Annotated in this window: 23 protein-coding genes; 10 read left to right on the forward strand and 13 right to left on the reverse strand. The window is 52.9% G+C overall.

The window, feature by feature from the left end:
* The first annotated feature begins 146 nt into the window (after positions 1-146).
* From CKV66_RS08355 to lipA, 3 genes are read left to right on the forward strand one after another with little or no spacing between them, the layout of a single operon-like run.
* Positions 147-419: a YbeD family protein gene (locus tag CKV66_RS08355; protein ID WP_085362977.1), complete on the forward strand. Its 273-nt coding sequence runs from the start codon at positions 147-149 to the stop codon at positions 417-419.
* Positions 420-421: 2 nt separating this feature from the next.
* Positions 422-1,045: a lipoyl(octanoyl) transferase LipB gene (gene lipB / locus CKV66_RS08360; RefSeq protein WP_085362978.1), complete on the forward strand. Its 624-nt coding sequence runs from the start codon at positions 422-424 to the stop codon at positions 1,043-1,045.
* Positions 1,042-2,016 (forward strand): lipoyl synthase, encoded by a 975-nt coding sequence (lipA, locus tag CKV66_RS08365; RefSeq protein WP_085362979.1) that lies wholly within the window; start codon positions 1,042-1,044, stop codon positions 2,014-2,016. The genes lipB and lipA overlap by 4 nt, the downstream gene beginning before the upstream one ends.
* A 93-nt stretch (positions 2,017-2,109) precedes the next feature.
* Here the strand turns inward: lipA and trpC are convergent, their stop codons facing one another.
* A complete protein-coding gene (gene trpC / locus CKV66_RS08370) occupies positions 2,110-2,892 on the reverse strand; it encodes an indole-3-glycerol phosphate synthase TrpC (RefSeq protein WP_085362980.1) in 783 nt (260 codons plus the stop codon).
* A gap of 467 nt (positions 2,893-3,359) precedes the next feature.
* On the opposite strand from trpC, the gene CKV66_RS08375 reads away from it, so the two are divergent.
* Both CKV66_RS08375 and CKV66_RS08380 read left to right on the forward strand, forming a co-directional pair.
* Positions 3,360-4,619 carry an acetate kinase gene (locus CKV66_RS08375; RefSeq protein WP_085362981.1) on the forward strand — a complete coding sequence of 420 codons (1,260 nt, stop codon included), beginning with the start codon at positions 3,360-3,362 and terminating at the stop codon, positions 4,617-4,619.
* A gap of 173 nt (positions 4,620-4,792) precedes the next feature.
* Positions 4,793-5,395, forward strand: coding sequence for a thermonuclease family protein (locus CKV66_RS08380; RefSeq protein ID WP_085362982.1), 603 nt, complete (start codon positions 4,793-4,795; stop codon positions 5,393-5,395).
* Between the two features lie 93 nt (positions 5,396-5,488).
* On the opposite strand, the gene trxA is transcribed toward CKV66_RS08380, so the two are convergent.
* The 3 genes from trxA to CKV66_RS08395 form a co-directional block, all read right to left on the reverse strand.
* Complete coding sequence (trxA, locus tag CKV66_RS08385) at positions 5,489-5,818, reverse strand: thioredoxin TrxA (protein ID WP_085362983.1); 330 nt, start codon at positions 5,816-5,818, stop codon at positions 5,489-5,491.
* 79 nt (positions 5,819-5,897) lie between these two features.
* A complete protein-coding gene (locus CKV66_RS08390) occupies positions 5,898-7,439 on the reverse strand; it encodes an ABC transporter ATP-binding protein (RefSeq protein WP_085362984.1) in 1,542 nt (513 codons plus the stop codon).
* Positions 7,440-7,483: 44 nt separating this feature from the next.
* The gene (locus CKV66_RS08395; protein WP_085362985.1) at positions 7,484-8,506 is read right to left on the reverse strand and encodes an ABC transporter permease; all 1,023 of its coding nucleotides are present in this window, start codon (positions 8,504-8,506) and stop codon (positions 7,484-7,486) included.
* 131 nt (positions 8,507-8,637) lie between these two features.
* On the opposite strand from CKV66_RS08395, the gene CKV66_RS08400 reads away from it, so the two are divergent.
* Positions 8,638-8,943 (forward strand): monooxygenase, encoded by a 306-nt coding sequence (locus tag CKV66_RS08400; protein ID WP_085362986.1) that lies wholly within the window; start codon positions 8,638-8,640, stop codon positions 8,941-8,943.
* 60 nt (positions 8,944-9,003) lie between these two features.
* Here CKV66_RS08400 and CKV66_RS08405 read toward each other — a convergent pair whose 3' ends face one another.
* Complete coding sequence (locus CKV66_RS08405) at positions 9,004-10,053, reverse strand: ABC transporter permease subunit (RefSeq protein ID WP_085362987.1); 1,050 nt, start codon at positions 10,051-10,053, stop codon at positions 9,004-9,006.
* A gap of 208 nt (positions 10,054-10,261) precedes the next feature.
* Between CKV66_RS08405 and CKV66_RS08410 the strand changes: the two genes are divergently transcribed.
* Positions 10,262-11,455 (forward strand): amino acid aminotransferase, encoded by a 1,194-nt coding sequence (locus CKV66_RS08410; RefSeq protein WP_085363103.1) that lies wholly within the window; start codon positions 10,262-10,264, stop codon positions 11,453-11,455.
* 71 nt (positions 11,456-11,526) lie between these two features.
* On the opposite strand, the gene CKV66_RS08415 is transcribed toward CKV66_RS08410, so the two are convergent.
* From CKV66_RS08415 to CKV66_RS08430, 4 genes are all read right to left on the reverse strand, one after another.
* On the reverse strand, positions 11,527-11,805 hold the full coding sequence (locus CKV66_RS08415) for a hypothetical protein (RefSeq protein WP_143773790.1): 279 nt from the start codon (positions 11,803-11,805) through the stop codon (positions 11,527-11,529).
* Positions 11,789-12,208, reverse strand: a complete 420-nt coding sequence (locus tag CKV66_RS08420; protein ID WP_085362989.1) for a phage holin family protein — start codon at positions 12,206-12,208, stop codon at positions 11,789-11,791. Before CKV66_RS08420 ends, CKV66_RS08415 begins: the two co-directional genes overlap by 17 nt.
* A gap of 169 nt (positions 12,209-12,377) precedes the next feature.
* Positions 12,378-12,689: a DUF883 family protein gene (locus tag CKV66_RS08425; protein WP_085362990.1), complete on the reverse strand. Its 312-nt coding sequence runs from the start codon at positions 12,687-12,689 to the stop codon at positions 12,378-12,380.
* Between the two features lie 317 nt (positions 12,690-13,006).
* On the reverse strand, positions 13,007-14,530 hold the full coding sequence (locus CKV66_RS08430) for an acetyl-CoA hydrolase/transferase family protein (RefSeq protein WP_085362991.1): 1,524 nt from the start codon (positions 14,528-14,530) through the stop codon (positions 13,007-13,009).
* A 429-nt stretch (positions 14,531-14,959) separates the two neighbouring features.
* Here CKV66_RS08430 and CKV66_RS08435 point away from each other — a divergent pair, with 429 nt between their 5' ends.
* A complete protein-coding gene (locus CKV66_RS08435; RefSeq protein ID WP_085362992.1) occupies positions 14,960-15,436 on the forward strand; it encodes a NemA protein in 477 nt (158 codons plus the stop codon).
* Positions 15,437-15,727: 291 nt separating this feature from the next.
* On the opposite strand, the gene CKV66_RS08440 is transcribed toward CKV66_RS08435, so the two are convergent.
* The 4 genes from CKV66_RS08440 to CKV66_RS08455 all read right to left on the reverse strand — a co-directional run bounded on the left by CKV66_RS08440 (position 15,728) and on the right by CKV66_RS08455 (position 20,802).
* Positions 15,728-16,519 (reverse strand): heme/hemin ABC transporter substrate-binding protein, encoded by a 792-nt coding sequence (locus tag CKV66_RS08440; protein WP_085362993.1) that lies wholly within the window; start codon positions 16,517-16,519, stop codon positions 15,728-15,730.
* Between the two features lie 208 nt (positions 16,520-16,727).
* Entirely contained in the window at positions 16,728-17,765 is a 1,038-nt protein-coding gene (locus CKV66_RS08445; RefSeq protein ID WP_085362994.1) for a ChuX/HutX family heme-like substrate-binding protein, read from the reverse strand.
* Between the two features lie 80 nt (positions 17,766-17,845).
* Complete coding sequence (locus CKV66_RS08450; RefSeq protein ID WP_085362995.1) at positions 17,846-18,502, reverse strand: class I SAM-dependent methyltransferase; 657 nt, start codon at positions 18,500-18,502, stop codon at positions 17,846-17,848.
* Positions 18,503-18,597: 95 nt separating this feature from the next.
* On the reverse strand, positions 18,598-20,802 hold the full coding sequence (locus tag CKV66_RS08455; RefSeq protein WP_085362996.1) for a TonB-dependent hemoglobin/transferrin/lactoferrin family receptor: 2,205 nt from the start codon (positions 20,800-20,802) through the stop codon (positions 18,598-18,600).
* Positions 20,803-21,132: 330 nt separating this feature from the next.
* Here CKV66_RS08455 and CKV66_RS08460 point away from each other — a divergent pair, with 330 nt between their 5' ends.
* Together CKV66_RS08460 and CKV66_RS12215 are read left to right on the forward strand one after the other, a co-directional pair.
* Positions 21,133-22,137 carry a PhoH family protein gene (locus CKV66_RS08460; protein ID WP_085362997.1) on the forward strand — a complete coding sequence of 335 codons (1,005 nt, stop codon included), beginning with the start codon at positions 21,133-21,135 and terminating at the stop codon, positions 22,135-22,137.
* A 249-nt stretch (positions 22,138-22,386) separates the two neighbouring features.
* Positions 22,387-22,545 (forward strand): hypothetical protein, encoded by a 159-nt coding sequence (locus CKV66_RS12215; protein WP_157739159.1) that lies wholly within the window; start codon positions 22,387-22,389, stop codon positions 22,543-22,545.
* Positions 22,546-22,712 lie beyond the last annotated feature (167 nt).

Genomic DNA, 22,712 nt, shown 5'->3' on the forward strand with positions numbered 1-22,712 from the left:
GCGACGATATTTTAGCTTCACAAGCAAACAGCCCTTTACACGGCAGTATAATGGATTGCACACCGTGTTTGCGTTAAAATACTGCCGGTTTAAGTTACAGGGCCGTCTGAAACCTTTTCAGACGGCCTCTACCTGAGGAAACACCTATGTCAGAGCAAAAAACTTCATTAATCGAATTCCCCTGCAATTTCCCCATTAAAGTGATGGGCGTGCAACATCCCGAGTTCGAATCATCCGTGCTTTCATGCGTACAGAAACACGCACCGGAAACCCAAGCGCACCACATCAGTGTCCGCCCTAGCAGCAAAGGCAACTATCTGGGCGCTACCGTACAGATCAACAACGTGCAAAACCAAGAACAGTTAGACAACATCTACCGCGACCTTACCTCCCACGAGCTTGTCAAAGTAGTGCTGTAAACATGAAAACCGTACAACTGGGGCTTGCCGATTACCAACCGGTATTCGAAGCCATGAAAGCCTTCAACGCCGAACGCACCGACACCACCGAAGACGAATTGTGGGTAGTCGAACACCCGCCCGTGTTTACCCAAGGCTTGGCAGGCAAACCCGAGCACCTATTGTTGCACAGCGATATCCCCGTCGTACAAATCGACCGCGGCGGCCAAATTACCTACCACGGCCCCGGCCAGCTGGTTGTTTACACCCTGATCGACTTCAAACGCCGTAAAACCAGCGTGCGCAACATCGTTACCGCGCTCGAAAACAGCATCATCGACACCTTAAACGAATACGGCATCCGCGCCGCGGCCGACCCGCAACGCCCCGGCGTGTACGTTGACGGGCGCAAAATCGCCTCCCTCGGGCTGCGGATTAAAAACGGCTCGGTGTATCACGGCCTCGCGCTCAACATTAATATGGACTTAACGCCGTTCCAGCAAATCAATCCCTGCGGCTATGCCGGCATGGAAATGGTTCAGATGGCCGATTTCGTTTCACCCTGCCCCGCATTAGCCGAAGTCGCGGAAAAACTGACCGCACACCTCACCAAACAACTCTCCCCGAAAGAAGACACCGCATCATGAGTGAAAACAAATTAGACAACGCCCAAGGCGTGAAGCATAAAGGCGCAGCCAAAACCGCCCGCATCCCCATCAAAGTCATTCCCCTCGAAGAAAAACTCAAAAAACCCGAATGGATTCGCGCCAAGCTGCCCACAGGCAAGAAATTTTTTGAAATCAAAAACATCTTGCGCGACCAAAAAATGCACACCGTCTGCGAAGAAGCCAGCTGCCCCAACATCGGCGAATGCTTTAGCAAAGGCACCGCCACATTCATGATCATGGGCGACATCTGCACCCGCCGCTGCCCATTCTGCGACGTCGGCCACGGCCGCCCCAATCCGCTCGACCCCGAAGAGCCGAAAAACCTCGCCGAATCCGTAGCCGCCATGAACCTGCGCTACGTGGTCATCACTTCCGTTGACCGCGACGACCTGCGCGACGGCGGCGCCCAGCACTTTGCCGACTGCATCAGCGCCATCCGCGAAAAAAGCCCCAACACCAAAATCGAAATTCTCGTGCCGGACTTCCGCGGCCGCTTGGATATCGCTCTCGACATCCTGTCGCGCACACCGCCCGATGTGATGAACCACAACCTCGAAACCCACCCGCGCCTCTACAAACAAGCGCGCCCCGGTTCCGATTACAAACACTCGCTCGAACTGCTGCGCCGCTACAAAGAAATGCAGCCCGACATCCCCACCAAATCCGGCATCATGGTCGGCTTGGGCGAAACCGACGAAGAAGTGCGCGAAATCATGCGCGATATGCGTGAACACAACATCGAAATGATTACCGTCGGCCAATACCTGCAACCTTCAGACGGCCACCTCCCCGTTTTGCGCTATGTAACGCCCGCGCAATTCAAAGAGTTTGAAAAAGAAGCCTACGAAATGGGCTTTACCAACGCCGCCATCGGCGCTATGGTGCGCTCAAGCTACCATGCCGACGAACAGGCTTCACAAGCTTTGCAGGAAAACGTATTGAACGGTTAAGCAATCTAGCCGCATGATAAGAGGCCGTCTGAACTTATTTTTCAGACGGCCTCTTACATTCAACTTTCACAACACGGGCTAAACCGAACGAATTTAAAACAGCGCCTTAACCGCAGCCTCAATATCATCGGCACGCATAAACGTTTCGCCGATCAAAAAGGTACGCACGCCGTGGCTTTGCATAAAATCGACGTCTTCTTTGTTGCGGATGCCGCTCTCGGTTACCACGGTTTTTCCGCTTAAGGCGGGCAGCAGATTCAATGTTTGCTGCAAAGAAACCTCAAACGTGCGTAAGTTGCGGTTGTTGACACCCCACAGCGGCGTGGTGAGATTGCGGCATTTTTCCAACTCGGACGGATCGTGCAGCTCCAGCAATACCGACATCCCGAGCGAATGGGCGGAGCGCTCGAACTTCGCCAATTCTTCTGCCTCCAAAGCGGCGGCAATCAGCAACACCGCATCCGCACCCCAAGCGCGGGCTTGATAAATTTGATAGTCGTCAATAATAAAATCTTTACGCAGCACGGGCAGCGATACTGCGGCCTTAACTTGCTTGAGATATTCGGGCGAACCTTGAAAATACTGCTCGTCGGTCAATACCGACAAACACGCCGCGCCGGCACGTTCGTAAGCTTGCGCGATTTCCACCGGATTAAAGTCGGCACGAATCAAGCCTTTGGAAGGGCTGGCTTTTTTCACTTCGGCAATCACCGCCGGCAGCCCTGCTTGGTGTTTGGCGTGAATCGCGTCGGCAAAACCCCGCGCAGGTGCAGCGGCGGCGGCCTGTTCTCGAATCAGCTCAAACGGCACGGCGGCTTTGGCGGCGGCAACTTCTTCGGCTTTCGTAGCCAAAATTTTATTCAAAATGTCGGACATAACTGGCTTTCATAAAATGTGTGTTAGCGAAACTCGCTAAAGTTCGCTTTCAGACGGCCTCGAAGCTTTCTGACAACCGTTTACCGTTTACTGCAAGTCAGAGCTTTGCAGCAAACAGCCAAACTCTAAAAGTAGGCATGAATTGAGGCCGTCTGAACGGCAGGCGCTGAAATATCAAAGTGTCAGAGTATAAAGTCATGGCCGTCTGAAAACAAATCCCACCGCATTTTTTCAGACGGCCGAACCATACGCGCCGAAAACCGTCTATTGCTCATTGGAAATATCCGCTATTATTTCAGCCATCATTTTTTTTGATGGTATCCATTTAAAGAAAGCATTTTACATACAAAGGCTTCTTAAACTACATTCGGCGGGTGTTGCACAGCATACGGCGCAAATCAGGCTTCCGGCCTGCCGAGCGGCTCTGCAACGGCCCACCAGAAGAAATAGACCAACAAGGAGAAACCATGTCCGACAAGCTGATTTTAGTATTAAACTGCGGCAGTTCATCGCTCAAAGGCGCGTTAATCGACAACCAAAGCGGCGAAGTGATCTTAAGCTGCCTTGCCGAAAAACTGACCACGCCCGACGCCTACATTACCTTCAAATATTTCGAGCATCCTCATGTGCAGCCTGCCGACCGCAGATCGTGGTTTGTGAATAAAAACGACGGCGAAAAACACGAAGTCAGCCTGTCCGACCGATACGACCACACCGGCGCAGTTCAAGCCCTGTTGGAAGAATTAAAAGCGCACGACCTGCAAAATCTGGTGAGAGCCATCGGCCACCGCGTTGTACACGGCGGCGAAAAATACAGCGGCTCCGTGGTGATTGACGACGACGTCATCGCCACGCTCGAAGAATGTATCCCGCTGGCGCCCCTGCACAACCCCGCCAATCTCACCGGCATCCGCGCCGCACAAAGCATTTTCCCCGGCTTAACCAACGTCGGCGTGTTCGACACCGCTTTCCACCAAACCATGCCGCAGCACGCCTACACCTACGCCGTGCCGCAAGAACTCTACCGTAAATATGGTTTCCGCCGCTACGGTTTCCACGGCACGAGCTTCCGTTATGTAGCGCCTACCGCCGCCAAAATCCTCGGCAAAGACGTTTCCGACTGCTCGTTGGTCATCGCCCACTTGGGCAACGGCGCTTCCGTGTGCGCGGTTAAAAACGGCGAATCCAGAGATACCAGCATGGGCGTGACCCCGCTCGAAGGTTTGGTTATGGGTACGCGCAGCGGCGACATCGACCCCAGCACCTATTCATTCTTGGCCGAAAACGCCGGCATGGACGTTAAAGCCGTTACCGACCTGCTGAATAAAAAATCCGGCCTGCTCGGTATTTCCGAACTCTCCAACGACTGCCGCACCATTCAAGAAGCGGCAGAAGAAGGCCACGAAGGCGCCAAGCTCGCTTTGGAAGTGATGACTTACCGCTTAGCCAAATACATCGCCGCCATGGCCGTTGCAACCGACGGCATAGACGCCTTGGTGTTCACCGGCGGTATCGGCGAAAACTCCAATGTTGTCCGCAGCAAAACTGTGGGCTATCTGCGCTTCATGGGCTTGACCATTGATGAAAAAGCCAACGACGCCATCCGCTTCGGCGCATCCGGCATCATCAGCCAACCCGGCCACAGCCCTGCCGTTTTGGTGGTACCGACCAACGAAGAGCGCATGATCGCTATGGATACCGGCCGCTTGGCAGGTTTTTCGGCATAACCGCCTGAAATAGCATGAGGCCGTCTGAAGATATTTTTCAGACGGCCTTCCGCTTTTATCAGCCTTCAATACGATTCATCATTCAACACAAGTTCAAACATTTTCGCAGTTGCCAGCTTGCCGCTTCAAACGCTATGCTTGCAGCCTTCCTGCTTTAACCCAATCGGTTTTTTATGAAAACACCTCAAGCCGCACTCTTTGCACTATGCCTTGTTTTCGCCGGTAATAGCTACGCCGACGACTTGTTTTCATGGCTTCAATCCCATCGCAATCCCACCGCTAAAGCCGAAAAAAGCCGGCCTAAAGTGCAGGCCGGCCAACACTATTCTGGGCAAGTAACAGCGGTTTCAGACGGCGACACGCTGCGGCTCACCGACTCACACGGGCACAAACACAAAATCCGCCTAGCCTATATCGACGCCCCTGAATTGCAGCAAGCACACGGCCATGCCGCCCGCAAAGCACTGGAGGCCGCCGTTTTGGGGCAAACGGTCGAAGTGCGCGTTTTCGATACCGACCGCTATCATCGCGAAGTTGCGCAAGTCTGGTCGAATCAACACGATATCAACCTCCTGCAAATCCTCCACGGCCACGCATGGCATTATGTGTCGATTGCCAAACGTAAGCAAAACAAAACCGATTATGCCGCCTATGCCTACGCCGAAGCCTACGCCCGCAACGGCAAGCTGGGTTTGTGGCAAAACCGCTCAGCCCAAGCGCCGTGGGCATTCCGTCAAGCACAACGCGAACAGCAAAACGGCTTTTCTTGGTGGTAACCCTACTCGCTTGCTAAAGCACATCAACAAAAGGCCGTCTGAAATTTCAGACGGCCTTTAAATCCATATAAAGCAAACTATTGAAAAGTCCGATTAGATTGAAGCGTTTACAAACGCAACCAACTGACCTTTGGCCAATGCGCCCACTTTAGTGGCAACGTTTTGACCGTCTTTGAACACCATCAACGTAGGAATACCGCGCACACCGAATTGGCTCGGGGTTTGCTCGTTTTCGTCGATGTTTACTTTAACCACTTTCAGACGGCCTTCAAATTCGGTGGCCACTTCGTCCAAAATCGGGGCGATCATTTTACAAGGGCCGCACCACGGAGCCCAAAAGTCCAATAATACGGGTACGTCTGATTTCAAAACGTCTTGCTCGAAAGTAGCATCGGTAGCGTGTACGATTAAGTTGCTGCTCATGTTATTTCCTTTAAATGGTGGTGAATGAAAGCCATTCATTAGCTCATGGCTGTTAGCATAGGGGCTGGCAGACAAAATTTCAAGGGCTGCCGTGTGCCAATAGTTTTTGAGTATAGTCGGCATCAGGTTTGGCAAACACCGCTTCCAACTCGCCCTGCTCGACCACTTTGCCGTCTTTCAGCACCATCACGCGGTGTGACAAGGCGCGGATCACGGCCAAATCGTGGCTGATGATGATTAAGCTCAAACCGTGTTTGCTTTGCAAATCAGCCAGTAATGCCAAAATCTGCTGCTGCCACTGCACATCGAGCGCGCTGGTGGGTTCGTCGAGCACCAGCACCTTCGGGTGCACGATAATGGCACGGGCAATCGCCAGCCGCTGCCTTTGGCCGCCTGAAAAAGCATGCGGATAGCGGTCGAGAATATCTTCGGGCAGGCCGACTTGTTGCAGCACTTCCACCACACGGGAGCGCATGGTTTCGCGGCTCATTTTCGGCTCGTGCACGCGCAGGGCTTCGGAAACGATCTCAAACACATTCATACGCGGGTTGAACGCGCCGAACGGGTCTTGAAACACCATCTGCACTTCTTTACGCAGCAACGGCTGCCAAGCCTGCCCGTTGATTTTCAGACGGCCTTCCGATTCCATCAAACGCATCACCGCTTTGGCCAGCGTGGTTTTGCCGCTGCCGCTTTCGCCGATAATGCCCAACGTTTCGCCCGCTTTCAAATCGAACGACACCGGTTCGAGCAGCGTTTTGCGCCGTTTTTTAAACCAACCCGCCTGCTCGCTCACGGCCACGCTGATACGTTCCGCCTCGAGCACGGTTTCGGCACCTTCGGCCACAGGCTGCACCTGTCGTACTGCTCCGGCGTTCAGCAGCATTTTGGTGTATTCGTGCTGCGGACGGGCAAACACCTGCGCCGCATCACCCTGTTCGACAATCCGCCCGTGCCGCATCACGGCGATATCGTCGGCGAAACGGCGCACCAAGTTCAAATCGTGGCTGATATACACCAAAGTCATGTTGTGGCCGGCCTGCAAGCGCGAAAGCAAATCGAGAATCTGCGTCTGCACGGCCACATCCAACGCGGTAGTCGGCTCGTCGGCGATCAGCAATTTAGGTTCCGCCGCCACAGCCATCGCAATCATCGCCCGTTGCCGCTGACCGCCCGAAAGCTGAAACGGAAAGGCAGACACTTTCTCTTCGGGATTCCGAATACCCGTTTCCGCCAGCAATTCCACCGCCCGCGCCCATGCCTGCTTGGGCGGCAGGCCCAGATGCAGCGTCAAGACTTCGGCAATCTGTTTGCCCACGCGCATCACAGGGTTCAACGCCGTCATCGGTTCTTGAAACACCATGCCGATTTCCCTGCCGCGCCATTTTTGCAATTCACGCGGCGGTTTATCGAGCAGGTTTTCGCCGTTGAATTTCAGACTGCCTGCAAACGACACCGCCGGATTCAACTGCATCATGCCTTGCGCCAATACGGTTTTACCACTGCCGCTCTCGCCCACAATCGCCAGCTTTCGGCCTTGTTTGACGTTGAGATTGATGTCGTGCAGCACCTGTTTGCCGGGGAAAGAGGCGTTTAGGTTTTGGATTTCGAGAATGTTCATTTATTTTTTCATGTATCTTCAATGCTGTTTTCAGACGGCCTCGCTTAACTCCGCGCCCTCACATCAAACGCATACCGCAGCCCTTCACCAATCATCACCAGCAGCAACAGCATCACCGTCAGTGCGCCTACGGCCGATAAGCCTATCCACCATGCGTCGAGATTGTCTTTGCCTTGCGCCAGCAATTCGCCCAAGCTGGCTTGCGAAGCGGGTACGCCCAAGCCGAGGAAGTCGAGGCTGGTTAAGGCCAGCACCGCGCCGGAAATGCGGAACGGCAGAAACGCCAGCACCGGCGTTAAGCTGTTGGGCAGAATGTGCCGCCACATAATCGTGCGGTTGCCCACGCCCATGCTTTTCGCCGCCAGCACATAATCGGCCTGACGGTTTTTGAGAAACTCGGCGCGCACATAGTCCGACAAGCCCATCCAGCCGAACAGCGACAAAATCACCAACAATACCAGCAGGCCGGGATTGAAAAACGACGACAAGATAATCAGCAGGTAAAGTTCGGGCAGCCCGCCCCAGATTTCGAGAAACCGCTGCATCACCAAATCGACCTTGCCGCCGAAATAGCCTTGTACCGCGCCCGCCAACACGCCGATAAAGGTGGTTACGGCAGTTAAGGCCAGCGCAAACAGCAGCGAATCGCGAAAGCCGTACACCAACCGTGCCAACACGTCGCGCCCGCGGTCGTCGGTGCCGAGCCAATGCGTTTCAGACGGCCTTGCGGGGTCGGGCTGTGTATCGAAATCGTTGAGGGTGTCGGCATCATAAGGGTTGGGCAAATACACGGCATAATTGCCGTTGGAAGTGATATTTTGCCGCACCAAAGGGTCGAGGTAATCGGCGGGGGTGTCGAAATCGCCGCCGAACTCGGTTTCATGATAGGTGTTGACGAGCGGGAAGTAATATTGGCCGTTGTAGTGTATCCATAACGGTTTATCGTTGCTCCAAAGCGGCGCGGCCAAAGCAATCACAAACAACACGGCCAGCAGCCTCAAGGCCAGCCAGCCGCGTTTGTGTTGTTTGAATGCCTGCCATGTGGTTCGTAAGGAATCAAGTCGCATATCATTAACCGTAATAAAAACCGTGGAAAAGGATAACGGTTTTCAGACGGCCCTGCCACAGCAATTTGTGTTTATACTGTTAAATGTGGGAGGAATATGGAATTTCCGCCTATTGTCGATAAGGAATAGAAATGAAAAAATTACTGCAAATGCATTTTAGCTTCCACGGGCCGTTCGGTTCGGAAATGGCCGACCAACTGCGCGAACTTGCGGAATCGATTAATCAGGAGCCGGGCTTTATTTGGAAAGTATGGACGGAAAGCGAGAAAAACCAAGAGGCCGGCGGAATTTATCTTTTTGAAAACGAAGAAACCGCTCTGGCTTATGTGGAAAAGCATTCAGCCCGCCTAAAAACATTCGGCATCAACGAAATAATCTATAAAATCTTTGATATTAACGAACCGCTCACGCTGATTAACCGTGGCAAAGTGGATTAATCGTTTTCTCTATTTATTCAATGTATTAAAGGCCGTCTGAGAATTTCAGACGGCCTTTGGTTATTTCTGCCTGCCGAAGTGAATGCGCGGATCTACCCACGAATAAGAAATATCCGACAGCAACTTGGCAAGCAATCCCATCAGCGTAAACACATACAGCGTGCCCATTACCACCGGATAATCGCGTTTAATTACCGATTCATAAGAGAGCAAACCCAAGCCGTCGAGCGAAAACAGCGTTTCAATCAACAGGCTGCCGGTAAAAAATGCGCCGATAAAGGCGGCGGGAAAGCCGGTAATCAGCGGAATCATAGCGTTGCGGAACACATGTTTCATTAAAATCTGCCTTTCCGGCAAGCCTTTGGCTCGGGCGGTGTACACATACTGGCGGCGGATTTCTTCGAGAAACACATTTTTGGTCAGCACCGTCATCACTGCCAGATTGCCCGCCACCGAAGCGGTAATCGGCAAAGCCATGTGCCACAGATAATCGGTTATTTTCGCGCCCCAACCGAGTGTTTCCCAATCATCGCTCACCAAACCGCCCTGCGGAAACCATGCGAAAAAGCTGCCGCCGCCGAACAACACCAGCAATACCAAACCCAACACAAACGGCGGAATGGTGTAACCGACCAAAATCACGATGCCCGATACCGCATCAAACCGCGAACCGTCTCGCACTGCTTTGGCAATGCCCAGCGGGATACAAATCAGATAAGTCAGAAAAAACGTCCACAAGCCCAAGCTCATCGACACCGGCATTTTTTCTTTCACCAATTCCAGCACCGTTTGATGATGGAAAAAACTCTCGCCCAAGTCAAAACGGGCGAACCGCGATACCATGTCTAAAAAGCGCGTAAGCGGCGGCTTGTCGAAACCGTATAAAGCATTCAGCGCAGCCATATCGTCGGCACTCAAACCGCCGCCGCGCTTCAATGCACCTCCGGCCTGAGCCGCCGTTTCGCCGCCTACTCCGCTTTGCGTGAGCTGCTGCACCATCTGCTCCACCGGCCCGCCGGGCACAAACTGGATCACGGCAAACGTTACCGCCAAGATGCCCAACAGCGTAGGCACCAGCAAAAGCAGACGCTGAAAAATATACCGCCACATAGAGTGATCATCCGAAATCGAAAGATGCGAGCATCTTATCATATTGAGGCCGTCTGAAAACGCTTCGGCTTTTCAGACGGCCTCAATTGTAAGCGATGCGCCTTTGTGCCAAAATCCGATTGAACAACAGCTTGCAGAGCAAAAACACACGCCTCAGCGTTTTGCCCGCAGCAGGCCAATCCGTTTTCTCTACATAGGAAATCCCGAAATGTTTCAGCACGTTGCATTCTACCCCGGCGACCCGATTCTCAGTTTGGTCGAAACCTTCAACAACGACCCGCGCGCCCATAAGGTCAACCTCAGTATCGGCATCTATTTCGACGAAAACGGCAAACTGCCCGTGCTTGATTCCGTGCGCCAAGCCGAAGTAAAACGCGCCGCCACTGCCCTGCCGCGCCCCTATCTGCCGATGGAAGGTTTGGATACATTCCGCCGCGGCGTGCAAAACCTGCTCTTCGGCGCGACCAACCCCGCTTTGCAGGAAAACCGTATCGCCACCATCCAAACACTCGGCGGTTCGGGCGCGTTGAAAGTAGGCGCGGATTTTCTGCACCGCTGGTTTCCAAACGCCAAAGTGTATGTGAGCAACCCGACTTGGGATAACCACAAGAGCATTTTTGAAGGTGCGGGCTTTGAAGTCGGCACTTATCCGTATTACGACCCGGCTACCGGCGGTGTGCAATTTGAGGAAATGTTGGCATTTCTACTGCACCTGCCCGAACACAGCATTTTGATTCTGCACCCGTGCTGCCACAACCCCACCGGCGTGGATTTGACCGCCGCGCAATGGGATGCGGTGCTGGAAATCGTGCAAACGCGCAAGCTGATTCCGTTTATGGATATTGCTTATCAGGGCTTCGGCGATGATTTGGACAGTGATGCCTACGCCATCCGCAAAGCCGTACAGATGGGCTTGCCGCTGTTTGTAAGCAATTCGTTTTCAAAAAATATGTCGCTCTACGGCGAACGCGTAGGCGGTTTGTCGGTGGTGTGCCCGAATGAGGAAGAAGCCGCGTTGGTGTTCGGCCAACTGAAATTTACCGTGCGCCGCATTTATTCCAGCCCGCCCGCGCACGGCGGCTATGTGGCTGCCGACGTGATGAACACGCCGGAGCTGTCGGCACAATGGCAAAGCGAAGTGTATGCCATGCGCGACCGCATCCGCGCCATGCGCCAAAAGCTGTACGATGTGCTGACGCGCAAAGTGCCGGGTAAAAACTTCGATTATTTCATCACCCAGCGGGGCATGTTCAGCTACACCGGTTTAACACCCGAACAAGTGCAGCGCCTGCAAGACGAGTTTGCCGTTTACCTCGTCAGCTCCGGCCGTATGTGTGTGGCGGGGTTGAACGAGTCTAATATTGATTATGTGGCCGATGCTTTTGCGGAAGTATTAAAATAAAGCTGCACCCATCAAGATAAGAGGCCGTCTGAAAATTTCAGACGGCCTCTTATTTATCCGGCTTCAGTGTATCAGCGTTTTTTAGAAGTCAAACGCGAAAATTTCCATGCGGCCAATGCCATGCCGGTGATGATGCGGTATTTCCAGCTCAAGGGCAAAAAGAAGGTTTTGAACAGCATATTGCCGGAAGGAACGGCATCCGCCAAGCTAACGACGGTGCTCAAGCTGTTTTCAAAAAAATTGTCCTGCTCTTTGGCTTTGCGGGTTTTCAAATGCTCGGCTGTGATTTTCAAACGGGCCAGCTCCGCCTGCATTTGTAAAAGTTTGCGTTGTTCAGATCGTGTTGGCATCTTTTTCTCCTGCTGTGTGTGCGGTTTGTTTTACGGCGCCGCTCAAATAAGCGATGTCTTCCTGCATGTCGCGCAAGGTGGCGGCTATCTGTGAGTTTTTGTGCTTCCAAGACGATACCGCCCACGCCGCCATGATAACTATGCTCAACAGGCACACGCCGGAAATACCGAAAAACACCCAAATCTTCGCTTCATCGCTCAACACATGGTTCAGGCCCAGCAGCAAGCTGACGATGCTTAAGGCAAACAAAGCACCAATCAGCACGATAACGGCAAAAATTCTCATCACACAACCGGCTTGATCGCTCAAATCCAAATGCAGCATACGCAAACGCAGCAGCAGCAAATCAACGCCTTGGTTCAATAATATTTGGAAATGGTTGAAATTTCTTTTTATATTCATACTGATGTCCTTTTAAAGGCCGTCTGAACCACACATAAACCAAATACAGGTGTCGTTGTGTGAATGATATGGTGTGTCATATTTTATTTGTTTTGTTTCATTGCATCCGTCAATACAGCGGGGCAATGAAAGGCCGTCTGAATTTTTCAGACGGCCTCTAACCGGTAGATTAACGGCGGTTTAACAAAACGCCTACCACCAAACCGGCCAATGCCGCAAAACCCATAGCGTAGTAAGGTTTGTCTTGAATCAGCTCGTCAGCTTGCTTGGCAGTGTTTTTCACTTTTCTCGCAGCCTGATCTTCGAAATCATAGAATTTAGCCTTAGCAGCGCTCAATTTGTCTTGCAATTTCACTTTCAAAGCTTTGGCTTCTTCGGTGCCGGCTTCAACACCGGTGTTGTACAACTCTTCAACATCGCTCAATACGGAACGGATTTCTTTCATCAATTCGTCTTTTTGCTGTTCGAAATCTTGTTTCATGGTTTACTGCCTCCTGATAATGGTTAAAAAATTTTCTTACTGCCTGTTTGGATATGGCATTGAAATCCAATTATTCAATACAGGTTTAAGTTAGCGATTGAATAAAAACAGTCAGACACCGTTAATTTTATTTAAGTGACTATGGATTTTACGCCGCTTTCACCGAGAGGCCGTCTGAAAGCGAACTATGTGAGCTTCGCTAAAACGAGCTATGCGAATCTCGCTAAAACCATATGCCAAACATCAATCTCCAGTCAACTAAAAAGTCAAAAGCCTTTTTGCAGCTTGGTGCAAAAAGGCTTCTTACCGAATCGGTATTATTTGACGCGCATGTCGCCGGTTTCAACAAAACGTTGATGCCAAGACAAGGCTTCGCTCAGCATGTGCGGCGTGTGCAGACCGCCTGCTTTTTCGGCGCGGTCGAAGTAGTCGCGCAGCATGTCGCGGTAATCAGGATGCGCACAGTTCTCGATAATCAACTTGGCGCGTTGGCGGGGTGCTTTGCCGCGCAAGTCGGCCATACCCTGCTCGGTCACGATAAACATCACGTCGTGTTCGGTGTGGTCGTGGTGGGAAACCATCGGCACGATGCAGGAAATGGCGCCGTCTTTGGCTACCGACGGGCTGACGAAGAACGAGAAGAAGGCATTGCGGGTAAAGTCGCCCGAACCGCCGATACCGTTCATCATTTTCGTACCCATCACATGAGTGGAATTTACGTTACCGTAAATATCGGCTTCGATCATGGCGTTCATGCCGATTACGCCCAAACGGCGGATCAACTCGGGGTTGTTGGTGATTTCCATCGGGCGCAATACGATTTTGTCGCGCAGGAACTCGATATTGTCGTTAAAGCGTTGCAGGGCATCGGGGCTGAACGACAGCGCGGTTGCAGACGCAGATTTCATTTTGCCGGCGATGATCAAGTCCAACATACCGTCTTGCAACACTTCGGTGTAGCCGGTCAGGTTGTCAAACGGCGCATCCATCAAACCGGCCAATACCGCGTTGGCTACGTTACCCACGCCGGATTGCAGCGGCAGCAGGTTGGCAGGCAGGCGGCCTGCTTTTACTTCGTGCGAGAAGAAGTCGATGATTTGCGCGGCGATGCGTTTGGAGTTTTCATCGGGGTCGGCAAACTTGCTGTTGCGGTCGAACGCGTCGGTCAGCACGATGGCAACGATTTTGTCCAGATCGCATTCCAGATAATGCGTGCCGATGCGGTCGTCGGGTTTTACCAGCGGAATCGGTTGGCGGTTGGGCGGTGTGCCTACGTCGAAATACACGTCGTGCATGGTTTCGAGCAAGGGGTTTTGTTTGGCGTTCACTTCGATGATAACGTGTTTGGCCGCTTTCAACACTTCGTTACAGTGGCCGATACCCATAGCCGGAATGATTTTGCCGTCGGCGGTAATGCCGGTGGCTTCAATGATGGCCAGCTGCATTTCGCCGTAGAAGCCGTTGCGGATTTGCTGCTCGACGTGGGAAAGGTGCATATCTTGATAGAAGATATTGCCTGCGTTGATGCTGTTGCGGATGCCGGGGTCGGATTGGAACGGGTTGCGGAAGCTGACGCAGTTTGCGGCAGCTAATACGCCGTCGCACTCCGGCGCGGTGGAAGCACCGGTAATCATACCGATGGCAAATTCCTCGCCACGCGCATGGGCGGCTTTGGCGCGCTCGGCAATGGCGGTGGGCAGGGCTTTGGGATAACCGGCACCGGTAAAGCCGCTGATGCCTACGGTCATGCCGTTTTGAACAAACTCGGCCGCTTGGTCAGCCGACATAATCTTGGCGCGCAGGCCTTCGTGCTGTACGCGTTCTGCGGGATTGGTACTCATTGTGTATCTCCTCTTGGAATACGGGAAGCCGCAGATTGGTGCGCAGGCTTCCGTCGGTTTGATATTCGGACAAACGGCCGCCATGCAGTATGGCGCACCGGTTCAATGGGCAATATATAGTAAAGGTTTTATTGTGTAAAGACAGGCAATTGCAACAAACAGACGGCATTTTATAAAAATGTTGAAATCAAATGGAAAAGCCGGTTTCGCGCTGTTTTCGCACGCATGGTGCATTTGATATGAAGCCTTTTCGCGACAATATTTATCGCGGTTTCATATCGGCTGCGGGTTTGGTTTGAGGCCGTCTGAAATACCGGCGCAAGCCTTTTCAGACGGCCTCTTTCTTTACCATCTCTAACAATATGCAAGTGCAAATACCGATATACTGATAATATCTGTTTGTTTTAGCGCTTTATTTAAGGACGAATCATGAAAAACATTTTACTTGCCGGAGTGCTTGTGTCTGCCCTGTCCGCCTGTACGGTGGGCACGCCCGGAATGTCGGTCGGCTTGGGCGTCGGCACCAATATCGGCCGCCACGTCGGCTTAGGCACGTCCATCAATATTCCCGTGGGCATCGACCGCAACCGCAACCCATCCGGCGTGAATGTGGTTGAAGAGCAAATCGTCACTTATTTCGACAGCCGCGGCAATGCCGGCAACCAGCCGGTTCAAGGCGGTTTTTACCGACAGCTGATCAGCAAACGCAGCAACGAATATATCGTGCAGGATTTTTATTACGACAACAGCAGAAAACGCACCGACCCTTACACATTGCCGCGCAACCGCCTGCTTGATTTCCACGCCCATCCTGAAAACGGCACGCTGACCACTTATGCCTACAACGGCAATCTGATGCAGCAAAAAGTTTATCAAAACGGCAGACTGGTTAACGCCAAATACTAATCGGCAGATGCTTTTAACGAAGGTTCCGACGGACTTAAATCTTCGCAACGCAAATCGGCTTGATACAACAATATTCCTGCAATCTTTCCACCCGAAACCAAACCGTAGGGCGGGCATCTCTGCCCGCCCTACGCCGTCACAATCAAAATACGGTTTTTATATACAAAAAATCAAATCGCGGCGGGCAGGGATGCCCGCCCTACTTAGTGTAGCACCATTCAAATTTTCAACCCGTCTTTTCAGACGGCCTCTTCTCTAAGGTTAATCAAGGCCGTCTGAAAACCGGCCGCCTTATTTCGCCAATCCGTTCAACTTCTTCACCACCTGCGGCGTATCCAAGCCGTAGCGGAACATATCGTTGGCCTGCCACAAATAAATCTTGCCGTTTTTGGCGGCGTTGCTGCCGGCGACTTCAGGGCGGGCGGCGAATTGTTTGACTCCGCCGATCAGTTTTTCATGATGGTCGGCGATGATGATCACGTCGGGCTTGGCGGCGATCCATGCTTCGCGGTTGAGCGGTTTCATGCCGTCGAGGTTGGCTGCCGCGTTGATGCCGCCTGCGCGTTTGATGATTTCGTCGGCGGCGGTGTTTTTACCGGCAACGATGCGGCCGTCGTAACTGAACAGGTAGCGTTTGCCGTTTTGCGGCTGCTGTTTCATGTCGGCCTGCCATTTGCCTGCCAATGCGTCGGCTTGGGCGGTTTTGTTAATCAGTTTGCCCACGGCGCGAATGCTTTGCGGATAAGCGGCGATGCTGTCGTCGGGGGCGACGTTCACGGCATTGACACCGGCTTTTTTCAGGTTGGCGAAAATGGTGGCCGGCTGCACCATCCACGAACCGATGGCCACGTCGGGTTTAGCGGCGATAATCGGCTCGACGGTTAATTGACGGTGGATGCCGATGCTGGGCTTGCTTTTCAATGCGGGGTTTTGAACGGTTTGGTCGCGGCCGACGATTTCGTTGGTTGCACCCAATGCCACCACGATATCGGCCACGTCGGGCGACATCACGACGATGCGTTGGGCGTAAGCGGTTTGCAGGGCGGCGCACAATACGGCGGCGGCGAAGATGGTTTTTTTCATGTGTTTTTCCTTTTGGAATATCAAACTTTTCAGACGGCCTCGGACTGTATTGAAAGAGGCCGTCTGAAATATTTGGTTACGATTTCATGCTTTCTTTTTTAACGGCTTCAATAGCTTTCTCTATCGACGGTTTGCGACGGCGGGCAAAAATGCCCGTCCTACTTTCGTTCAGACGGCCTCGATACCTGTCTGAACACTTTACCGAGCATCAACTTGCCAGCAGCTTATCGGTAATTTCGCGCCACGCTTCGAGTTCGGGTTCGCCTTCTTTACGCTTGCCGAAAATCTGAAGCACGGTTTTGCGGCGGCTGTCGAAACCTTCCACGCAGGTAACGAAGCCGTCGCGTATCGGGCGGCGCACCACCCAAGTTTCTACGATTTCGTCGTCTTTCAAGTGCATGCTGAAGCCTTCTTCTTTGCCGTCGAGCACGTTAAGGTAACCGCGGGCGCGCACGACGTTGTGTACTTTGCCTGTTTGAATCTGCACGAGGCCGCGGTTGCCGGCGAAAATCATGATGTTGATGCCGCGGTCGCGGGCGGCTTCGAGCACTTGCTGCCATGCGCTGTGGTTCAGCAGTTTGGTTGAGCCTTCGGGGGCGTGGCGGTAGGCGGTTTGGCGGTCGACTTCAAATGTTTCCAACAGGCCGCCGAAGTGATGCACGTCTTTCAACTCGTTCCAACGCTCTTGAAATGCGGCTTCTTTTTCAGACAGCAGCGCGGGCGTGGCGGTTGCGGGCGGCAGTTCGCCGGTTTGGAATGCGGGTTTGCCTTCGGTACGGAAGGCATCAAGCAATGCCTGCCACTCGGCTTCTTTGCCTTCTTCGCGCATAAACACTTTCTGCACGGATACGCCGAATTCGTCGTAAAACTGAACCGAACGGGACACTTTTTCGCCGTCGCGGTTGGTAACGGCCAGCACATGATGCCAGCGCGCCGGAAAAATCCGCAGGTCGATGCCGCCTACATTCACGGCGATGCCTGATGTTTCCGACATGCTCACGTTTTCATAAATGCCCTGCTTTTCGTGTACGCACACGCTGTTGCGCACGATGCACTGCACCAAACCCAGCGTGTGTAGTTTCAACACGATACCGCGCACATGGTTTTTGCCGCCGAGGTAAACCGTTTCCGGCGCGTCGGCCATCAGCGCGCCTTCGCTCACGCCCAAATCGGCGGCGGCTTCGCGCGGGAAATACATGCCCTGTTTTTGGGCTTTGTTGGCTTGGTATTGCTCCCAAAGATTCATTCGATTCTGCTCCTTTTATGACTTTCTGCTTTTCAGACGGCCTCTCGCACGTCAAAAACGCCTGCCTGAAAAAGATGACATTATGCCGTTTTTTCAAACAGCATTTCGATATAAATGCGCTCGGTCAGATTGCCGCTTTTATCCACCGCCTTATCTTGTCTGGCCGTCTGAAAGCACAGGCGCAAAGGCAGGCCGCGGGTCAACGCCATTACATCATCCGGTTCGTACAGCGTGAACCCGTAAGCGCAAAACGGCAGCGTCTGCATAAAGTTTTTCTCACAAAAACTCAGGCACAAACGCCCGCCGGTTTTGAGTACGCGGCAGATTTCCCGCATCAATTCGGCCGGACGTTCCCAAAAATAAAGCGTATTGATGCTGATGATTTTATCGAACGCACGGTCGGCAAATGGCAACTCCGCGCCATTATACAGATGGTAATCGGCAAGCCCCGCATTGATAAAGGCTTGGTTGAATGCCAACGCTTCTTCGTGCATTAAAGCCGAAGTTTCCACACCCGTATAGTGCAGCCGCGCCGCCAGCGACAACACATAACCGAGCAAACCACCGTTGCCATAACCCAATTCAAGCACACGGTCGCCGTCGTTCAAGCCCAAGGCGGAAAATGCGTTCACAATCAGCGGCAGATTGCGCAAATTCATCACTTGGCCGAACACCCTCCCCATCTCGCCATGCGGACAACGGAGTTGGGCGGCGGTTTGTTCGAGAGTGGGTTGCATGTTATTCCTTAAACTCAAGGCCGTCTGAAAACAGAACGGCCGTATTTTTCAGACGGCCTTTCCGAAACCCCTATCGAGGCCGTCTGAAATTGCGCTTAAAACTTCAACTGCAACGAAGCGGCGACATTGCGGCCGGGCTGGGTGTAGGTATCTATCGTGCCGAGGTCTTCCACGCCCGCTACGTCGGCGTGCTGCCAGTATTTCTTGTTGGCGATGTTGTACACATTCAGGCCAAGCTCCAGATTTTTAAGCGGTTTGTACCAAACGCCCGCATCCCACACGCCGTAGCCGGGTGCTTTGAAAAAGGCGGGGTTGCTGGTGCGTTTCTGCGCCGTTGCCCAGCGCAATTTGGTGCCTGCGCCCCATTTTTCTTGCGCGTAGTCCACCCCCAGCACGCCGTTGAGCGGGTAGGCGGTGTCCAGCGGTTTGCCTTCGCCGTCTTTGCCGCGCATCCAAGCGATGCTGGTGCCGACCTGCCAGTTGTCGTTAAGTTTCACGGAAGCGGCGGCTTCGATGCCGTAGGTTTTCACTTTGTCCAGATTGTCGTATCTGTGTACCTGAATCGGGCGGCCGCCTGCGCCCGGCTCAACCCCGATCTGCGTGCGGTTGATGAAATCGCGGTAACGGTTGTAGAAGGTGGTAACCTGCGCTTTGGTGCGTTCGTCTTTATATTTCAAACCCAGCTCGAAGCTGTCGGAATGTTCCGATTTCAAGTTGTTGTTCGGAATCACTTTATAGCCGTGCTGGCTGTTGTTGAACGACATCGTGGCGGTATCGAACGGCGGCGTGCGGAAGCCGCGCGAATAAGTGGCGAAGCCGGTAAACGCCTCGCCGAACGGCACGCTCAAACGCAGGCTGGGCGTGAACGAGCTGTCGCTGAAGTCTTTCGGCAGGCTGTCGGGCTTGCTGTTGAGATAGGCTTGGTCGATTTGCGGTTTGAGCTTTTCATGCTCGAAACGCAAAGCCGGAGTAAGCACGATGCCGTTGGGAAGCGCCAAGCTGTCTTGCGCATAAACGCTGAGTGTGCGGCGGCGCGAATCGGGGAAGGTTTTATTGGGATACAGCGCACCGGCATACATATGGCTGATGCTGCCGTCGCGCCCCACCGTGGTGCTTTCGCGCGGGCGTTCGGTGTCGGTTTGCTTGAATTCCGCACCCGCCACAATAGTGTGTTTCAGACGGCCTGTGTCGGCTTCAAACACGCCGCGGGTATTGATGCCTTGGGTGTTTTGGTTGAAACCGTAATCAGAATGGCGGATACCGCTGCCCACCACGCGCCCGCCGATGCTCGTGCTTTCATCGGTAACGGCATCGTCTTCCGATTTCAGCTTCTGCCGATAAACGAGGATATTGGCTTCTTTCAAGGCCGAATCGCCGCGGTAGCGGTAGCCCAGCTCGATACGCTGGCGGCGGGCGCGGTCGTTTGAAATATTGGAATGCGTTGTGGTTATGATTGGGCCGCGCGGCGCACCGGCTCCCAAAGTATTGAGCAAATCAGTCTCTTTTTTGCGGTAAAAATGCTCGAACAAGGCTTCTACGCGGTGGTTCTCATTGCCCGCATCACCTTTGGCCAAAATATTGTAGCTGCGGAAATCTTGCGGGTTCGGCTTGGTGCGGCGACCGTTGCGCGTATCCACGCTGCCGCGGTTTTTGCTTTCATGGCCTTGGCGGTGCGTGAGCATCAGCAAACCTTGTGCATTTTCCGTGTAGCCCGCCGCCGTTGCCGTTACGCCGTGGCTGCGGTCGCGGCTGCGGTAGCCGTGTTTCAGGCCGAAATGGAACGGTTTTTCGGCATCGACAAAATCAGATGGCGAATAAGTGGAAAAATTGACCACGCCGCCCAAAGCATCGCTGCCGTACAGCGCGGAATAAGGGCCTTTCACGATATCCACCTGCTTTAATGTGTCGGCTTCCACCAAATCGCGGCCGGAAACCGCCGCATTAGTCCCCCCGCCCGCATACGCTTCGGGAATGCGGATGCCGTCTACCATCATCAGAATGCGGTTGCCGCCGATACCGCGGATACTTACCCCCGCATTACCGCGGCGGTTGTTGTCGGTGGGCACGTCCACGCCCGGCTCGTACAGCACCACATCATCCAAATTGGCCGCCGCCTGATCCAGCTCTTTGCGCGACACCACCGCCACATTCGGCGCAGCCTTATCCAAAGCCTGCGCGTGGCGGTCGGCAGTTATGGTAACGGTTTCCAGTTTTGCCTTATGAACATACGGCGCATCGGCATAAGCGGCCGGCGCGGCAAAAGCCAAAGCAACGGCATACACGGTAGGGTTCAGTTTCATCTCTTTTCCTGATTAAATGGGTTTGCAAAGCATCAAAACGCACCAAAATCGCCCCGTTTATCCGAATCAAACGAGGCCGACACACAGGTCGGTTCCGGCACGCATCATGCTGTGACTATTTAACAATGCGAATAATTCAATAAAATAAAAATATATTTGAGAATGATTTAGATTAGTATAAATAGTTTTGAGAAAATAGGAAACCGCCATATCGGTAAAAATGCCGTCTGAAAAAACGGAAAATCTTGTGCAGGCGGCCTTGATTTTCAGCACTTAAAACCTTATAAACCCACTATCCGATTCATTTTATTCAGGAAGAATACAAAACAGATGACCCATACCGTGCATTTACAGTTCGATGACATCGACAACACCGTGCTGCAACGCCTGTGCGGCGCGCTCGACAGCCATCTCGACACCTTAGGCAAAGCCCTCGACATCCAAATCAGCCGCCGTTTTTCCGGCTTTACCTTTTTAGGCGAACTCGCCCACGCAGGCCGCCGCGCTCTGCTTGCTTTGGCCGATATAGCCGAAAGCCGCGACTTGGAAGACAGCGATATCCAGCTTGCCGCCGTCGAAGCCAAAACCGCCGACGCGCAACACGAAGAAAAACACCACGACCAGCAATACTATCTGCGTACCAAACGCGGCAGCATCGGCGGGCGTACACCGCGCCAAAACGGCTATATCCGCGCGCTGCTCAACCATGATGTCGTGTTCGGACTGGGGCCTGCCGGTACGGGTAAAACCTATCTGGCCGTGGCCGCCGCCGTTGACGCGATGGAAAAACACCAAATCGAACGCATCGTTTTGGTGCGCCCTGCCGTTGAAGCCGGCGAAAAACTCGGCTTCCTGCCCGGCGACCTCGCCCAAAAAGTCGATCCCTACCTGCGCCCGCTTTACGACGCTTTATACGACTTGATGGGCTTCGACCGCGTAACCAAGCTCTTGGAAAAAGGCTTAATCGAAATCGCGCCGCTGGCCTACATGCGCGGCCGTACGCTCAACGGCGCGTATGTGATTCTCGACGAAGCGCAAAACACCACGCCCGAGCAGATGAAGATGTTTCTCACCCGCATCGGTTTCGGTGCCAAAGCCGTGATTACCGGCGACTTGAGCCAGATCGACCTGCCGCGCAACATCAAATCAGGCTTGAAAGATGCTAAAGAAAAACTCAACGGCATCGAAGGCTTGTATTTCCACACCTTCACCAGCGAAGACGTGGTGCGCCATCCTTTGGTGCAGAAAATCGTCGAAGCCTACGATGCGGCTGATGCTGCGGAAGAGAAAGCAAAACAACAACCCAAATTGCCGCAAGGCCAGCATTTGGCCTGATTTGCAATGGTTTAAAGCAACCGCGATTGCAAACATCCAATACCTTTAAATCCATGATGAAAGGCCGTCTGAAACCGATTTTCAGACGGCCTTTTTTTTCTGAAAAGCCTATAAAAATATCAACAGCATAAGAACCTTTATCGGCAAAAGCTGTCTTCACATGCAGGCTCGCCGTGAAGCGCAGGATAACAACGCTGCTGCGGCATTCTATATTGAAATGTTTTTCATCCAATAAAAGAAAGGCTTAAAATGAAAAAAGGATACTATTTAAAACTTTCCATTTTCTTTGTGATAGTTTCAATTATCAATTTTGTGGTTGTCCATAAGCCGAACAGCACGCCTTACTTAGGCTATTTCTTTGCCGTGGCCGCCGTAGTAGCCTTTGTCCTCCATCTTAAAAAAGGCTGATCAGGCCGTCTGAAAACATACAGCTTTCCCCGCAGCCCGCACATCCGGCGGGCTGTTTGCTTAACTTAATCAGGCCGTCTGAAACCCGCAAAGCTGGTTTTCAGACGGCCTCACCAAAAACAACTCCGTCATGATGAATCAAAATTTGCTATAATCGGCAACATCTT

The organism is Neisseria zoodegmatis (assembly GCF_900187305.1).
GTDB classification, from domain to species: Bacteria; Pseudomonadota; Gammaproteobacteria; order Burkholderiales; family Neisseriaceae; genus Neisseria; species Neisseria zoodegmatis.

Coding starts and splice junctions, on each gene's coding strand:
- CKV66_RS08355 (WP_085362977.1), top strand. CDS start 147: ATGTCAGAGCAAAAAACTTCATTAATCGAATTCCCCTGCAATTTCCCC.
- lipB (WP_085362978.1), top strand. CDS start 422: ATGAAAACCGTACAACTGGGGCTTGCCGATTACCAACCGGTATTCGAA.
- lipA (WP_085362979.1), top strand. CDS start 1,042: ATGAGTGAAAACAAATTAGACAACGCCCAAGGCGTGAAGCATAAAGGC.
- trpC (WP_085362980.1), bottom strand. CDS start 2,892: ATGTCCGACATTTTGAATAAAATTTTGGCTACGAAAGCCGAAGAAGTT.
- CKV66_RS08375 (WP_085362981.1), top strand. CDS start 3,360: ATGTCCGACAAGCTGATTTTAGTATTAAACTGCGGCAGTTCATCGCTC.
- CKV66_RS08380 (WP_085362982.1), top strand. CDS start 4,793: ATGAAAACACCTCAAGCCGCACTCTTTGCACTATGCCTTGTTTTCGCC.
- trxA (WP_085362983.1), bottom strand. CDS start 5,818: ATGAGCAGCAACTTAATCGTACACGCTACCGATGCTACTTTCGAGCAA.
- CKV66_RS08390 (WP_085362984.1), bottom strand. CDS start 7,439: ATGAACATTCTCGAAATCCAAAACCTAAACGCCTCTTTCCCCGGCAAA.
- CKV66_RS08395 (WP_085362985.1), bottom strand. CDS start 8,506: ATGCGACTTGATTCCTTACGAACCACATGGCAGGCATTCAAACAACAC.
- CKV66_RS08400 (WP_085362986.1), top strand. CDS start 8,638: ATGAAAAAATTACTGCAAATGCATTTTAGCTTCCACGGGCCGTTCGGT.
- CKV66_RS08405 (WP_085362987.1), bottom strand. CDS start 10,053: ATGTGGCGGTATATTTTTCAGCGTCTGCTTTTGCTGGTGCCTACGCTG.
- CKV66_RS08410 (WP_085363103.1), top strand. CDS start 10,262: ATGTTTCAGCACGTTGCATTCTACCCCGGCGACCCGATTCTCAGTTTG.
- CKV66_RS08415 (WP_143773790.1), bottom strand. CDS start 11,805: ATGCCAACACGATCTGAACAACGCAAACTTTTACAAATGCAGGCGGAG.
- CKV66_RS08420 (WP_085362989.1), bottom strand. CDS start 12,208: ATGAATATAAAAAGAAATTTCAACCATTTCCAAATATTATTGAACCAA.
- CKV66_RS08425 (WP_085362990.1), bottom strand. CDS start 12,689: ATGAAACAAGATTTCGAACAGCAAAAAGACGAATTGATGAAAGAAATC.
- CKV66_RS08430 (WP_085362991.1), bottom strand. CDS start 14,530: ATGAGTACCAATCCCGCAGAACGCGTACAGCACGAAGGCCTGCGCGCC.
- CKV66_RS08435 (WP_085362992.1), top strand. CDS start 14,960: ATGAAAAACATTTTACTTGCCGGAGTGCTTGTGTCTGCCCTGTCCGCC.
- CKV66_RS08440 (WP_085362993.1), bottom strand. CDS start 16,519: ATGAAAAAAACCATCTTCGCCGCCGCCGTATTGTGCGCCGCCCTGCAA.
- CKV66_RS08445 (WP_085362994.1), bottom strand. CDS start 17,765: ATGAATCTTTGGGAGCAATACCAAGCCAACAAAGCCCAAAAACAGGGC.
- CKV66_RS08450 (WP_085362995.1), bottom strand. CDS start 18,502: ATGCAACCCACTCTCGAACAAACCGCCGCCCAACTCCGTTGTCCGCAT.
- CKV66_RS08455 (WP_085362996.1), bottom strand. CDS start 20,802: ATGAAACTGAACCCTACCGTGTATGCCGTTGCTTTGGCTTTTGCCGCG.
- CKV66_RS08460 (WP_085362997.1), top strand. CDS start 21,133: ATGACCCATACCGTGCATTTACAGTTCGATGACATCGACAACACCGTG.
- CKV66_RS12215 (WP_157739159.1), top strand. CDS start 22,387: ATGAAAAAAGGATACTATTTAAAACTTTCCATTTTCTTTGTGATAGTT.